Source organism: Achromobacter sp., from assembly GCF_036567245.1.
Taxonomy (GTDB): Bacteria; Pseudomonadota; Gammaproteobacteria; order Burkholderiales; family Burkholderiaceae_B; genus Achromobacter.
Window position 1 is genome coordinate 1 of sequence record NZ_DATCUY010000228.1, and the last position, 13923, is coordinate 13923.

At 66.0% G+C, this 13923-nt stretch carries 12 protein-coding genes; 9 read left to right on the forward strand and 3 right to left on the reverse strand.

The window, feature by feature from the left end; genetic code table 11:
- Window positions 1–1975 (forward strand): bifunctional (p)ppGpp synthetase/guanosine-3',5'-bis(diphosphate) 3'-pyrophosphohydrolase (locus tag VIR09_RS09980; protein WP_332012717.1); only part of this gene is annotated, 1975 nt, incomplete at its 5' end.
- Window positions 1976–2012: 37 nt separating this feature from the next.
- Here the strand turns inward: VIR09_RS09980 and VIR09_RS09985 are convergent.
- A complete protein-coding gene (locus tag VIR09_RS09985; protein WP_332012718.1) occupies window positions 2013–3326 on the reverse strand; it encodes an MFS transporter in 1314 nt (437 codons plus the stop codon).
- Window positions 3327–3447: 121 nt separating this feature from the next.
- Here VIR09_RS09985 and argE point away from each other — a divergent pair, with 121 nt between their 5' ends.
- From argE to VIR09_RS10020, 7 genes are all read left to right on the forward strand, one after another.
- On the forward strand, window positions 3448–4599 hold the full coding sequence (gene argE, locus VIR09_RS09990) for an acetylornithine deacetylase (protein WP_332012719.1): 1152 nt from the start codon (window positions 3448–3450) through the stop codon (window positions 4597–4599).
- Window positions 4600–4729: 130 nt separating this feature from the next.
- Window positions 4730–5929, forward strand: a complete 1200-nt coding sequence (gene trpB / locus VIR09_RS09995) for a tryptophan synthase subunit beta (protein ID WP_332012720.1) — start codon at window positions 4730–4732, stop codon at window positions 5927–5929.
- Between the two features lie 10 nt (window positions 5930–5939).
- A complete protein-coding gene (gene trpA / locus VIR09_RS10000; protein ID WP_332012721.1) occupies window positions 5940–6803 on the forward strand; it encodes a tryptophan synthase subunit alpha in 864 nt (287 codons plus the stop codon).
- A 35-nt stretch (window positions 6804–6838) separates the two neighbouring features.
- On the forward strand, window positions 6839–7714 hold the full coding sequence (accD, locus tag VIR09_RS10005) for an acetyl-CoA carboxylase, carboxyltransferase subunit beta (RefSeq protein ID WP_332012722.1): 876 nt from the start codon (window positions 6839–6841) through the stop codon (window positions 7712–7714).
- 241 nt (window positions 7715–7955) lie between these two features.
- Complete coding sequence (locus VIR09_RS10010; protein WP_332012723.1) at window positions 7956–8504, forward strand: acyloxyacyl hydrolase; 549 nt, start codon at window positions 7956–7958, stop codon at window positions 8502–8504.
- Between the two features lie 292 nt (window positions 8505–8796).
- A complete protein-coding gene (locus VIR09_RS10015; protein ID WP_332012724.1) occupies window positions 8797–9804 on the forward strand; it encodes a tripartite tricarboxylate transporter substrate binding protein in 1008 nt (335 codons plus the stop codon).
- A gap of 57 nt (window positions 9805–9861) precedes the next feature.
- Complete coding sequence (locus VIR09_RS10020; protein WP_332012725.1) at window positions 9862–11409, forward strand: altronate dehydratase family protein; 1548 nt, start codon at window positions 9862–9864, stop codon at window positions 11407–11409.
- A 130-nt stretch (window positions 11410–11539) separates the two neighbouring features.
- On the opposite strand, the gene VIR09_RS10025 is transcribed toward VIR09_RS10020, so the two are convergent.
- Complete coding sequence (locus VIR09_RS10025) at window positions 11540–12475, reverse strand: dihydrodipicolinate synthase family protein (protein ID WP_332012726.1); 936 nt, start codon at window positions 12473–12475, stop codon at window positions 11540–11542.
- A 173-nt stretch (window positions 12476–12648) separates the two neighbouring features.
- Between VIR09_RS10025 and VIR09_RS10030 the strand changes: the two genes are divergently transcribed.
- Complete coding sequence (locus VIR09_RS10030) at window positions 12649–13545, forward strand: LysR family transcriptional regulator (protein ID WP_332012727.1); 897 nt, start codon at window positions 12649–12651, stop codon at window positions 13543–13545.
- Between the two features lie 177 nt (window positions 13546–13722).
- On the opposite strand, the gene VIR09_RS10035 is transcribed toward VIR09_RS10030, so the two are convergent.
- Window positions 13723–13923: hypothetical protein (locus tag VIR09_RS10035; protein WP_332012728.1), on the reverse strand; the 201-nt coding region annotated here is incomplete at its 5' end.

Consider the following 13923-nt stretch of genomic DNA (forward strand, 5'->3'; position numbering starts at 1 on the left):
CGATCCGGTCGCGGCCGCTTTCGGCGCCGAGATCGCGCGGCTGGTGCAGGGTACGCGCGCCTTGCTGCGCCTGGGCGTGGTGGCGCGGCAGGCTAGCGACGTAGCTGCCGAAAGCGGTTCGCAAAAGGAAATGCAGCGCAAGATGCTGCTGGCCATGGCGGCCGACCTGCGCATCGTGCTGATGCGGCTGGCGTCGCGCTTGCGCACCTTGCGCTGGCACGCGGAAAGCAAGGCGCCGTGCTCCATCGAATTTGCCCGGGAAACCCTGGACCTGTACGCGCCGCTGGCGAACCGTCTGGGGATCTGGCAGATCAAGTGGGAAATGGAAGACCTGGCGTTCCGCTTCCTGGAGCCTGAAAAATACAAGCAGATCGCCCGCCTGCTGGAAGAGAAACGGGCGGAGCGCGAAGCCTTCATCGCCGGCGCCATCGAGCGCCTGCAGACGGGATTGGCCAAGGCTGGCGTCGAGGCCGAGGTCAGCGGCCGGCCCAAGCACATCTACAGCATCTGGAACAAGATGCGCGTGAAGCGGCTGGATTTCTCGCAGATGTACGACCTGCGCGCGCTGCGCATCATCGTTGCCGACGTGCGCGCCTGCTATACCGCGCTGGGCATGGTGCATGAAATGTGGACGCCGATCTCCGAGGAGTTCGACGACTATATTTCGCGGCCCAAACCCAATGGCTACCGTTCCCTGCACACGGTAGTGGCCGACGACGACGGCCGCCCCTTCGAAGTGCAGATCCGCACGCGCGAGATGCACCAGTTCGCCGAGTACGGCATGGCCGCGCACTGGCGCTACAAGGAAGCAGGCGCCAAGGGCGGTCAGGTGGCGGCCTCCAGCGAATACGACCGGCAACTGGCATGGATGCGCCAACTGCTGGCCTGGAACAGCGATGTCGAGGGCGGCGAGCCCGCCAAGCCCACGCCCGCCAAGACTGCATCGGGCAAAAGCCGCGGCCAGGCGACCGCGCCGCCGCATACCGACGAGCGCATCTACGTGCTGACGCCGCAGGCGCGCGTGATCGAATTGCCCGCCGGCGCCACGCCGGTGGATTTCGCCTATCACCTGCATACGGACCTGGGCCACCGCTGCCGCGGCGCCCGCGTCGACGGGCAGATGGTGCCGCTGCAGACGCGCCTGTCCACCGGCCAGACCGTGGAGATCATCTCCGCCAAGTCCGGCGGGCCGTCGCGCGACTGGCTCAATCCTCAACTGGGATTTCTGGCCAGCCCGCGGGCCCGCGCCAAGGTGCGCATGTGGTTCAACGCGATCGAACTGCAGCAGCGCATCACCCAGGGCCAGGCCCTGGTTGAAAAGGAATTGCAGCGCCTGGGCAAGACTGCCGTCAATCTGGAGCAGCTGGCGCAGAACCTGGGGTTCGCTCGCGCCGACGATCTATACGTGGCGGCGGCCAAGGAAGAGTTCAGCCTGCGGCAGATCGATACCTTGTTCCAGCAGCCTGGCCCGGCCGTCGAACCGCAGCCGGCCGCCTTGCGCCACGCCAGCGCCGGCAGTGCCGAGAAAAGCGGCAAGAGTGGCGTGCTGGTAGTGGGAGTGGGATCGCTGCTGACGCAGTTGGCGCGCTGCTGCCGTCCGGCGCCGCCGGACCTCATCGCCGGCTTCGTTACACGCGGGCGCGGCGTGTCCATCCACCGCAGCGACTGCCACAGCTATCTGGCGCTGGCCGCCCGCGAACCCGAGCGCGTCATCGAAGTGGCCTGGGGCGAGACTGCCGACACCTTCTATCCGGTGGACATCAGCGTGCGCGCGCACGACCGTTCCGGCCTGCTGCGGGACCTGTCCGAGGTCTTCGCGCGGCTGCGCCTGAACGTGGTGGGCGTGAATACGCAGAGCAAGCAGTCGCTGGCTCATATGGTGTTCACGGTGGAAGTGCGCGGCGGGGAATCCCTGTCCCGCGCGCTGGACGCCCTGGCTGAAGTGCAGGGCGTGTCGTCGGCGACGCGCCGCTAGAATCCCGGGCCGCGCGCGGCCCGGGCGCAGGCGCGACTCAGTCGTCCAGTTGCTCGTGCGCGCGTTCGCGCATGTAGAACGCGGCGATCAGGCCCAGGGCCACGCCGAACATCACGTAGTAGGCGGGAGCCATCGGCGAACCGGTGGTCTTGATCAGCCAGGTCACGATGAACTGCGCGAAGCCGCCGAAGATCATCACGGCCACGTTATAGGCCAGGGACAAGCCCACCGAACGCACGCGGGCCGGGAACAGCTCCGCCATCACCGTGCTGAACACGCCGAAGAATGCCGACACGAACAGGCAGACCACGACTTGCACGGCCAGCAGGCGGCCGATGGACGGCGCGTCCGACAGCCAGTAGTACAGCGGGTACAGCACGATCAGGTAGCCGATGAGCGAGCCGATCACGATGGGGCGGCGGCCGACGCGGTCGGACCAGGCGCCCATGAAAGGCGTCAGCAGCACCATCAGCGCCGCGCCGGCCATCTGCACCAGGAAGGTCTGGTTCAGCGGCAGCTTCAGGATCTGCGTGGAGTAGGTCACCAGATACGTGAAGGTGATGTAGATGGACACCGTCGCGGTCACGACCAGGCCCACGCCGATCAGGGTTTCGCGGGTGTGCGTCTTCAGCATCTGGCCCAGGCTCAGGCGCTGCACCTCGCCGCGCGCGGCGGCCTGGCGCTCTTCTTCCTTGAGCTGCTTGAAGGCATCGGTTTCATCGACGTTGCGGCGGATATAGATGGCGATGGGAACAATTACCAGGCCGAAGGCGAAGGGCAGGCGCCATGCCCAATCGGCGATTTCCTGGGGCGTGAAGAATTCGGTGATGAGCGTGCCGCAGGCCGCGCCGATCAGCAGGGCCAGCATTTGGCCCGCCATCTGCCAGGAGCCGTAGAAGCCGCGCTTGCCGTTGGGCGCCATTTCGATCAGCAGCGCGGTCGAGGTGCCGAACTCGCCGCCAGCGGAGAAGCCCTGCAGCAGGCGCGCGATCAGGATGAAGATCGGCGCCAGGATACCGGCCGCGTGGTAGGTGGGGGCGACGGTGATCAGGGCGATCGACACGGCCATCAGCGAGGTCACCATCACCATGGCCGCCTTGCGGCCTTTCTTGTCGCCGTACAGGCCGAGGATGATGCCGCCGACCGGACGCATGAAGAAGCCGACGCCGAAGATGGCGGTGGTCATCAGGATCGCGTTCAGTTCGCTGCCGGGAACGTTGGGGTCGGTGGGGAAGAACAACTTCGAGATGATCGGCGTCATGAACGCGAACACCAGGAAGTCATACCATTCGAGGGCGTTGCCTATGACTGCCGCCACGATGTTGCGCGTGGGAACTGCTTTGTGCTGCACGGTTTCTCCTTGGGGGTTTGCCTAACCGGGCGACATTCTAGGCGCTTGCGCGCCGGGCCTTGCCCGAGACGAGGACGCGCGCTGGCCTTACACTCCTCTTTTTCCCCAAGAGAGTAGTGACATGAACGCGCGCACCTGGCTGGAAACGCTGGTTGGCTTTGACACCACCAGCCGCAATTCCAATCTTGCCCTGATCGAAACCGTTCGGGATTGGCTCAAGGGCCAGGGCGTCGACGCATGGCTGGCGCACAATCCCGAGCGCACCAAGGCCAACCTGTTCGCTACCTTGCCCGCCCAGGACGGCGGCATGCAGGGCGGCATCGTGCTGTCCGGCCACACCGACGTGGTGCCGGTGGACGGCCAGGAATGGAGCACGGATCCGTTCAAGCTCGTCGAAAAAGACGGCCTGCTCTATGGGCGCGGCAGCTGCGACATGAAGGGCTTCATCGCCAGCTCTTTGGCGCTGGTGCCGGAATTCCTGGCCATGCCGCGCAAGAAGCCGATGCACCTGGCGTTCTCGTACGACGAGGAAGTCGGCTGCGCCGGCGCGCCGTACATGCTGGCCGATCTGCACGAGCGCGGCATCCGCCCCGAAGGCTGCGTGGTGGGCGAGCCCACCGGCATGCAGGTGGTGGTGGCGCACAAGGGCATCAACCTGTTCCGCTGCAAGGTGCACGGCAAGGCGGCGCACTCGTCGCTGACCCCGCGCGGCTGCAACGCCATCGAATACGCCGCGCGCCTGATCTGCCGCATCCGCGACCTGGCCGACAGCTTCAAGGCCAACGGCCCCTACGACCAGTTCTACGACGTGCCGTTCTCCACGATGACCACCAACCAGATCCGGGGCGGCATCGCGGTCAACACCATCCCCGAACTGTGCGAATTCACCTACGAGTTCCGCAACCTGCCGGGCATGCAGCCCGACCAGATCCAGGCAGAAGTCGAAAAATACGTGCGCGAAGAGCTCCTGCCGCGCATGCAGGCCGAGTTCGACGGCGCCAGCATCGAGATCGAGACGGGCGCGGCCGCACCCGCCCTGGAAGCGTCCGAGGAAGCCGCCATCACCCAGCTGGTGCGCGCCCTGACCGAAGACCGCGCCACCCGCAAGGTTGCCTACGGCACCGAGGCCGGCCTGTTCCAGGGCATCGGCATCCCCACGGTGGTCTGCGGCCCCGGCCATATCGAACAGGCCCACAAGCCCGACGAGTACGTCGCGCTGGACCAGTTGGCCGCCTGCGACACCTTTCTGCGCCGTCTGGGGCAGTCGCTCTGACGGCAAGCTGGCGATTGCCGGGGCGGCCGGGGCATAGCGCCCGGCCGCTGCCGGCGTCAGGTAAAATGACGGGTTGCAAACCGGATTTGCGGCAGGCAGTGGCCGCTGCGATACCCGGGGGAGATGCTTGGTGAAACCTTACGATTTTCCGGATGCCCAGGGCCATTTCGGCCCTTATGGCGGTGTTTTCGTGGCGGAAACGCTGATGCACGCGCTCGACGAACTGCGCGCGGCCTATGACCATTACCGTGTCGACCCTGCCTTCCAGGAAGAGTTCAACTACGAACTCAAGCATTTCGTGGGCCGTCCCAGCCCGGTCTACCATGCCCGGCGCTGGTCGGAAATGGTGGGTGGCGCCCAGATCTGGTTCAAGCGCGAAGACCTGAACCATACCGGCGCCCACAAGGTCAATAACTGCATCGGCCAGGCATTGCTGGCCAAGCGCATGGGCAAGCCCCGCGTCATCGCCGAAACCGGCGCCGGCCAGCACGGCGTGGCCACCGCCACGGTGGCAGCCCGCTACGGCATGGAATGCGTGGTCTACATGGGCAGCGAAGACGTCCGCCGCCAGGCGTCGAACGTCTACCGCATGAAGCTGCTGGGCGCCACGGTGGTGCCGGTCAACTCCGGCTCGCGCACCCTGAAGGACGCGCTGAACGAAGCCATGCGCGACTGGGTCACCAACATTGAAAACACGTTCTACATCATCGGCACGGTGGCGGGTCCCGACCCCTATCCCCGCATGGTGCGCGATTTCCAGACCGTCATCGGCAACGAATGCCTGACGCAGATGCCAGAAGCGGCCGGCCGCCAGCCCGACTGCGTCGTGGCGGCGGTGGGCGGCGGTTCCAACGCCATGGGCATCTTCCATCCCTACATCCCCTACGAAAACGTGCGCCTGATCGGCGTCGAGGCGGCGGGCGAGGGCATGGACAGCGGCCGCCACGCCGCTTCCCTGGCCGCGGGCCAGGTGGGCGTGCTGCACGGCAACCGCACCTACGTCATGCAGGACGCCGACGGCCAGGTCCAGGAAACCCATTCGGTCTCAGCCGGCCTCGACTATCCCGGCGTCGGCCCGGAGCATGCCTGGCTGAAGGACTCCGGCCGCGCGGAATATGTCGGCATCACCGACGCGGAAGCCCTCAAGGCTTTCCACGACTGCTGCCGCATCGAAGGCATCATGCCCGCGCTGGAATCGTCGCACGCCATCGCACAAGCCGTGAAGATGGCCGCCACCCTGCCGCGCGACGCCGTCATCCTGGTCAACTTGTCGGGCCGTGGCGACAAAGACATGCATACCGTGGCCGAACAGGCCGGCATCGAGCTCTGAGGCCCTGTCCATGACCACTCGCACCGACCGCATCGCCGCCGCTTTTGCGCGCACCGCCGAATCCGGCCGCGCCGCGGCGCTGATTCCCTACATTGCCGCGGGCGATCCCTCGCCCGCCGCCACCGTTCCCCTGATGCACGCGCTGGTCGAGGCCGGCGCCGACGTCATCGAGCTGGGCGTGCCGTTCTCCGATCCCATGGCCGACGGCCCGGTGATCCAGCGCGCTGCCGACCGCGCCATCGCCCAGGGCGTGGGCCTGGCCCGCGTGCTGGACCTGGTGGCCGAGTTCCGCCAGCGCGATGCCGCTACCCCGGTAGTGCTGATGGGCTACGCCAACCCGATAGAACGCATGGGCCAGGCCGAGTTCGCGCGCCGCGCCGAGCAGGCCGGCGTGGATGGCGTGCTGGTGGTGGACTATCCGCCCGAAGAGGTGGTCGAGTTTGCCGCCACGCTGGGCCAGCATGGCATTGCGCCCATCTTCCTGTTGGCGCCCACGTCCACGGAAGCGCGCATCAAGGCCGTTGCCGCTGTCGCCCGGGGCTACGTGTACTACGTGTCGCTCAAGGGCGTCACGGGTTCGGGCTCGCTCAATACCGATGACGTCGCCGAACGTTTGGCCGTGATCCGCCGCCATGTGCGCGATATCCCGGTAGGCGTGGGCTTCGGCATCCGCGACGCCGAAAGCGCCCAGCGCGTGGCGCGCGTGGCCGACGCCGTCGTGATCGGCAGCAAACTGATTGAAACCATGGAGCAGGCGGTGGCGGATGCCCCCGCGGCCCAGAAAACCGACGCCGCAGTCACCGCCGCCAGCGGCTGGCTGGGCACCATCCGGCAAGCGCTGGATCAAGTAAAACGAGCAAGCGCGTCGGCCTGAGCGGCGGGCGCGACTTCATACGGGATGAATAATCAATGAGCTGGATCGAAAAACTCCTGCCTCCTCGCATCAACAAAACCAGCGAAAGCGGCCCCCGCCGCGTTCCCGAAGGCCTTTGGGTGAAATGCCCGTCGTGCGAATCGGTGCTGTACAGCGAAGACTTGGCGGCCAACCTGCACGTTTGCCCCAAGTGCGACCACCACATGCGTATCGGGGCCCGCGCCCGCATCGATTCGCTGCTCGACGTGGAAGGCCGGGTCGAAATCGGCCAGACCACGCGTTCGGTCGACACGCTGAAGTTCAAGGACACGCGCAAATATCCCGAGCGTCTGCAGGAAGCGGTCAAGCAAACCGGTGAATCCGACGCCATGGTCGTCATGAGCGGCTCGATCCGCGGCGTGCCTGCGACCCTGGCCTGCTTCGAATTCGAATTCATGGGCGGCTCCATGGGCTCGGTGGTGGGTGAGCGCTTTGCGCGCGGCGCCCAGGCTGCCCTGGACAACAGGACGCCCTTCATCTGCGTGGCTGCCTCGGGCGGCGCGCGCATGCAGGAAAGCCTGCTGTCGCTGATGCAGATGGCCAAGACGAACGCCATGCTGACCCGCCTGTCGGCGGCCGGCCTGCCGTTCATCAGCGTGTTGACCGATCCCACCATGGGCGGCGTGTCGGCCAGCTTTGCCTTCATGGGCGACGTGGTCATCGCCGAGCCCAAGGCGTTGATCGGCTTTGCCGGCCCGCGCGTGATCGAGCAGACCGTGCGCGAAAAGCTGCCGGAAGGCTTCCAGCGCGCCGAATTCCTGCTGCAGAAGGGCGCCATCGACATGGTCGTGGACCGTCGCCAATTGCGCGAGGAAATCGCCCGCCTGCTGGCCTTGCTGACCAACCAGCCCGCGGATGTGGTGACGGCCTGAATATTCCTGCCATCCGGCCGGCCTTTTCGGGCGGACTGGATGGGCGGTGATCGGATGCCGCCGGCAGCCTCGGGCTCCCGGCGGCATTCTCGTTTAGGGAGTTTGTCAGGTGGCATGTGACGGACGTTATTCGGAACAGTCTTTTCCATCCGCGATGTTGCCTGCCTGCGACAGAAATCAAGTCGTCCGGCCCGGATTTTGCTATGTTGCGTACTAGGTTTGAAATCTACGGAGTTTTCCAATGCAGTTGACCAAGAAGAAGATGCTTACCGGCCTTGTGGGACTTGCCCTGGCCGCAACCGCGTCGCTGGCGAGCGCCCAATCGTCTGAAGGCACCAAGGGCGGCGTCAGCATGCATTACGGCATTGGAGACCACTACCAGCGCCTGACGCTGAACTATGAAACCCCCTCGGTCTGGACCTACCAGTTCGGCGGCAACTGGGGCCGCCTGGACCTGACGCCTGAACTCGGCGTGTCGTACTGGAAGGCTAGCGGTTCGCGTTCGCCCAGCCATGTGTGGCAGCTCAACGCCATTCCGATGTTCCGCTGGTGGACCGGCGAACGCTTCTACATCGAAGCGGGTATCGGCGCCACGCTCTTCTCCAGCACGCGCTTCGCCGACGAGAACATCAGCACGGCCTTCCAGTTTGGCGACCACATCGGCATGGGCTTTCTCGTGACGCCGAACAATCGCATCGGCGTGCGCTATTCCCACTTCTCGAACGCCAGCATCAAGCGCCCGAACCCGGGCCTGGACGTGGTGCAGCTGACCTACACCTACCAGTTCTGATCCCGCCTTGCGCGAGCCTGGCGCGGCCCCAGGGCGCGCCAAACAGAGAGATCCACCCTCAGGGGTGGATTTTTTTTGGGCTGCCGCGCTGCGTTGTTTCCCGCTCAATCTAAAACAACAAAAATATTATGTTCTGACGCTGCGTACACATACTTGTTGGTAAGGAGTGCAATGGCCAGAATGCCCAGGCAGCGCACAACACACAATGAGCCGCCGCACGACCCCGATTCTCCGCAGCCCGCATGGCCGCGCCAGGGGAGGGGACGCGACGACGGCAAACGGAGACCAACGCATGAACTACCCCTGTACGCCCGCGCGTCCGCTGACGCGCATGACCGCCGCCCTCGGCCTGGCCCTCGCGCTGTCCTGCGGCGCATCCGCCGCATGGGCCGAGGAGTTTCCGAACAAGCCGCTGCGCATGGTGGTGGGTTTCGCTCCTGGCGGCGGCGCGGACATCGTGGCGCGGCTGGTGGGCGCCAAGATGGCCGAAAGCCTGGGGCAGCAGGTGGTGGTGGAGAACCGGGCCGGCGCTACCGGCACTATCGCCGCCGACAACGTAGCTCGTTCGTCTGCCGACGGCTATTCGCTGTTCCTGGGCTCGCAGTCCACCATGGTGGTCGCCCCTTCCTTGTTCCCGTCCCTGCCGTTCAAGCCTGAAAAGGACTTCGCGCCGGTGTCGCAGGTGGTGACCATGCCCCTGATCCTGGTGGTCAATCCGACCCTGGTCGACGCGAAGACCGTGCAGGAGCTCACCGAGCACATCCGCAAGGCCGGTGACGGCGCCGTGAGCTACGCCTCGTCGGGCCAGGGCGGCCCGCAGCATATCGCCGGGGAACTGTACGCGCACATGGTGGGCACCAAAGTGACACACGTGCCTTACAAGGGGGAATCGGCTGCCATGGCCGATGTGCTGGGCGGGCATGTGCCGTTCATGTTCGCCAATCTTCCCGTGGCGTTGCCGCACATCAATTCGGGCAAGGTCCGGCCGCTGGCCATCACCAGCCTGAAGCGGGACCCCAAGGCGCCGCAGATTCCGACCCTGGCTGAATCGGGCTTCAAGGACTTCGAAGTGTCGACCTGGTACGGCGTGTTCGCGCCGGCCAATACGCCCAAGCCCGTGGTGGGCAAGCTTTCCGATTCCATCCGCGCCGCGCTGCAACAGAGCGACATGCAGGCCAAGCTGAGCGAGCAGGGTTTCACGGTGGTGGGCAGCGATTCCGAGACCTTCACTCGCTTCGTGGGCGCCGAGTTGCCGCGCTGGTCCGTCCTGATCCGCGACATCGGCATCAAACCCGAATAGCCGGCCCGCCCGCGCATCAGCGGCCGGGCGTTCCCTTCATTCCTGCGAGACCAAGATATGATCGATTTAAGCGAAAAGCGCGCCGCCGGCCCCGTCATCCGGCTGCACTCCGCGGACAACGTCGTGGTGGCGCGCGTGCCCATCGGCATAGGCATGGCCGTGCCTTCCGAGGGTATCGTCAGCCGCAGCCAGATCCCGGCCGGCCACAAGATCGCGGCGCGCGACCTGCGCGCCGGCGAGCCCATCCTCAAGTACAACGTCTGCATCGGCTTTGCGGCGGGCGACATTGCGGCCGGCACCTACGTCCACTCGCACAACATGGACTTCCAGGAGTTCGACCGCGACTACGCGCACGCCCGCGATTACGTGCCTACGCCCGTGCTGCCGGAGTCGGAGCAAGCGCGGTTTCTCGGCATCGTGCGCGCCAATGGGCAGATCGCCACGCGCAACTACATAGGCGTCATGGCGACGGTCAACTGTTCGGCGACGGTGGTGCACCGCATCGCCGAAGCCTTCACCCCGGAGCTGATGGCCGCCTACCCCAATGTGGACGGCGTGGTGGCGCTGAGCCATGGCATGGGCTGTGGCATGGAAATGTCGGGCGAACCCATGGACCTGTTGCGGCGGACGATGGGTGGCTACGCCTGTCACGCCAACTTCGCGGCCGTGCTGATCGTCGGGCTGGGCTGCGAGCGCAACCAGCTGGATGCCTTGCTCAAGGATCAGGGCCTGGAGGCGGGAGCCCGTCTGAAGACCTTCATCATGCAGGAGACCGGCGGCACGCGCAAAACCATCGAAGCCGGCGTCGCCGCGGTGCAGGCCCTGCTGCCCGGGGCCAATGAGGTCGAGCGGGTGCCGCTGCCGGCGCGGCACCTGACGGTGGGGCTGCAGTGCGGCGGGTCGGATGGGTTTTCGTCCATCACGGCCAATCCGGCATTGGGGGCGGCCATGGACATCCTGGTGCGCCACGGCGGCACCGCCATCCTGTCCGAAACGCCCGAGATCTACGGCGTGGAGCACACGCTGACGTCGCGCGCCCGCAACCGGGAAGTCGGCGAGAAACTGGTGCAGCGTATCCGTTGGTGGAAGGAAGAGTATTCGCCCGGGCGCGACGTGCAGATCAATGGCAAGGTCAGCCCGGGCAACCAGATGGGCGGGCTGGCCAACATCTTCGAGAAATCGTTGGGGTCCTCGATGAAGGGCGGCACCACCGCGCTGATGGAGGTCTACCGCTACGCGGAACCGGTGCGCCAGCCCGGCATGGTGTTCATGGATACGCCCGGCTTCGACCCCGTGTCGGCGACAGGGCAGATCGCCGGCGGCGCCAACATGATCTGTTTCACCACCGGGCGCGGCTCGATGTTCGGCGCCAAGCCCGTGCCTTCGATCAAGCTGGCGACCAATACGCCGATGTATGAAAGGCTGACCGAAGACATGGACGTCAATTGCGGCGACATCCTGGACGGCACCGCGACCCTGCAGGAAGTGGCGCAGCGCATCTTCGAGGAAATCCTGCTGGTGGCCTCTGGCACCCGCAGCAAGAGCGAACTCCTGGGGCTGGGTGATCATGAGTTCGTGCCGTGGAACATCGGCGTGGTGAGCTGAGCGGCGAGTTGCAGCACCAAACAAAGCGCCCCGGCGCACGGCTCTGGATGGCCGTGCGCCGGGGCGCTTTGTGCTGCAGAGGTTGCGCTGTTCGAACCCGCCGGTCGCGGTGCGCCGGCGGGACAGGAGGCTAGTTGTCCGCCAGCGTTTCCGCGCCCGGCATGTTGAAGCCGTTTTCGTTCAGGGCGGCTTGCAGGGCAGTGCGTTGTTCGGCGTTCAGTTCCACCAAGGGCGGACGCACCGTAGCCCAGGCCGGATCGCCGGATTTCCAGGCGATAGCGGCCTTCATGGCGGGGATCATGGGGAACTTGCCAAAGACGTTGCGGGTCGCGTTCAATCCGGCCTGGCGGGCGTCGGCATCGGCTTCCTGCCAGCGCTGCTGCAGGGCGACGATGGGGCCCGGATTGACGTTGCCGGTGGCGGTGATGCAACCCACGCCGCCCGCGCGCAGGGTTTGCAGCAGGAAGGCTTCGCTGCCCGCGTAGACTCGGAAGCCGCGCGGGGCGAAGCGTTCGATCATGGCCGCCGTGTTGTTCCAGTCCCCGCCGCTGTCCTTCACGCCCGCGACCTGGCCGGGATAGCGGTCCAGCAGGCGGTCGATCAGGTCCAGGCTCAGCGGCACCTGGCTCACGGGCGGGATGTGGTAGAGGTACATGCGCAGCCGGTCGTCGCCCACGCCTTCGATCAGTTCGGCGTAGTAGCGGAACAGGCCCTCGTCGCTTACGCCCTTGTAGTAGAACGGCGGCAGGACCAGCACGCCCATGCTGCCGCTGTGCACGGCGTGGCGGGTCAATTCGATCGCGTCGGGCAGCGCGCAGGCGCCGGTGCCGGGCATCAGTGCGGAGGGTTCCACGCCGGCTTCCAGCAGCGCGTCCAGCAGGCTGCGCTTTTCGGACAGGGCGAGCGAGTTCGCTTCCGAGTTGGTACCGAAAATGGCCAGGCCGACGGATTGCTCGCGCAGCCAGCGGCAGTGCTTCACGTAGCGCCCCAAGGCCGGGCGATAGGCTTGGTCGAACGGCGTCAGGACCGGAGAAAAAACGCCGGGAATGCTGGCTTGCGTGCTCATTGTCTCTACTCGTTTTCTGATGAATGAAAAGGACGCGCCAGGCGGCGCGGCGGCAACGTCTGATTCTGGCACCGAACCGGCCGATGAACATCTGCTGTTTAATTGCTTCAATCCATAAAATTGTTGTGGTTTGCCCTGGCGCAAACCATGCATTCAGAAAAAAGGGGGACGTTTTGGATACGCGATATGTGCAGAGCTTTGTGTCAGTGGTCGAATGTGGATCGCTGGCGGAGGCGGCGCGGCGGCTGGACCTGACGCCTGCCGCCATCGCGGCCCGGGTGCGCACCCTGGAAGAGGAGTTGGGCGCCACCCTCATCAAGCGCGTCGGCCGCAGCGTCAAGGCCACCGAGGCGGGCCTGAAGGTGCTGGAGCGCGCCCGCTGCGTGCTGCGTGAAGTACGGGACCTGCGCGCCAGCGCCAGCGACGACGCGCCTTTGGGAGAACTGCGCCTGGGCGTGTCGGTGTCGGCGCTGACGGGCATCATGCCCACCGTGCTGGCGCGCCTGTACCGGCGCCTGCCCAAACTTGCCGTTTTCGTCGAGCCGGGTACGTCCAATCACCTGTATCACCGGGTGATCAACGGCGATCTGGACGCGGCCTTCATCGTCAAACCCCAGTTCAACCTGTCCAAGGGCTATGCCTGGAAACTGGTGGCGGAAGAGCCGCTGGTGGTGCTGGCGCCGCCCGATACCGCAAGCAACGACGCCCACGAGCTGATGAGCACGCAGCCCTTCATCCGCTACGACCGCAACGTTTGGGGAGGCCGCCTGGCGGATCAGTACCTGCGCCAGCATGGCATCGTGCCACGCGAGCGCCTGGAGGTCGATGGCCTCATGGGTATCGCCTGCATGGTGTCGGAAGGGCTGGGAGTGTCGCTGGTGCCCGATTGGGCGCCGGATTGGCTGGACAGCCGACGCGTCAAGCGCGTGCCGCTGCCGGGGCGCGCGCCGCTGCGCTGCATGGGGATCCTCTGGGCCCGGCATATGCCGCATTCGGCGCTGGCTGAAGCGTTCGTCGAAGAGGCCGGGCTGGCCTTGAACCTGCCTGAGGACCGGATAGAAGGCGATTGATCTGGGACGGGGCGTGCAGGCGAATCGCGTGCGGGACTGACGCACCGGGGATGGATCGCATCGGGCGCGACCGCGAGCCGCGCGGCCCACAATGAAAACACCCCGGGGAACTGGATTGCTATCCAGTTCCCCGGGGTGCGGGGTATTGCCAAGCGCAAGCCCTGGCGGGCTTGCGGCTTAGTGGCGGGTTTCGACCTGAACCAGCGGCTCGTTGGAAACGGACGCGACCGGCTTGCGCTCGCGGCCCAGGCGGACCGGCGTGTGCGCCGCGGCGATGCGCAGCTGGGTCTGTGCGTGGCGGTCCGGATCGGTTTCCACCCACTGCAGCCCGGCGGCGTTGACCACGTCATGCAGGGCCTGTGCCTTGGCCGACGGAGC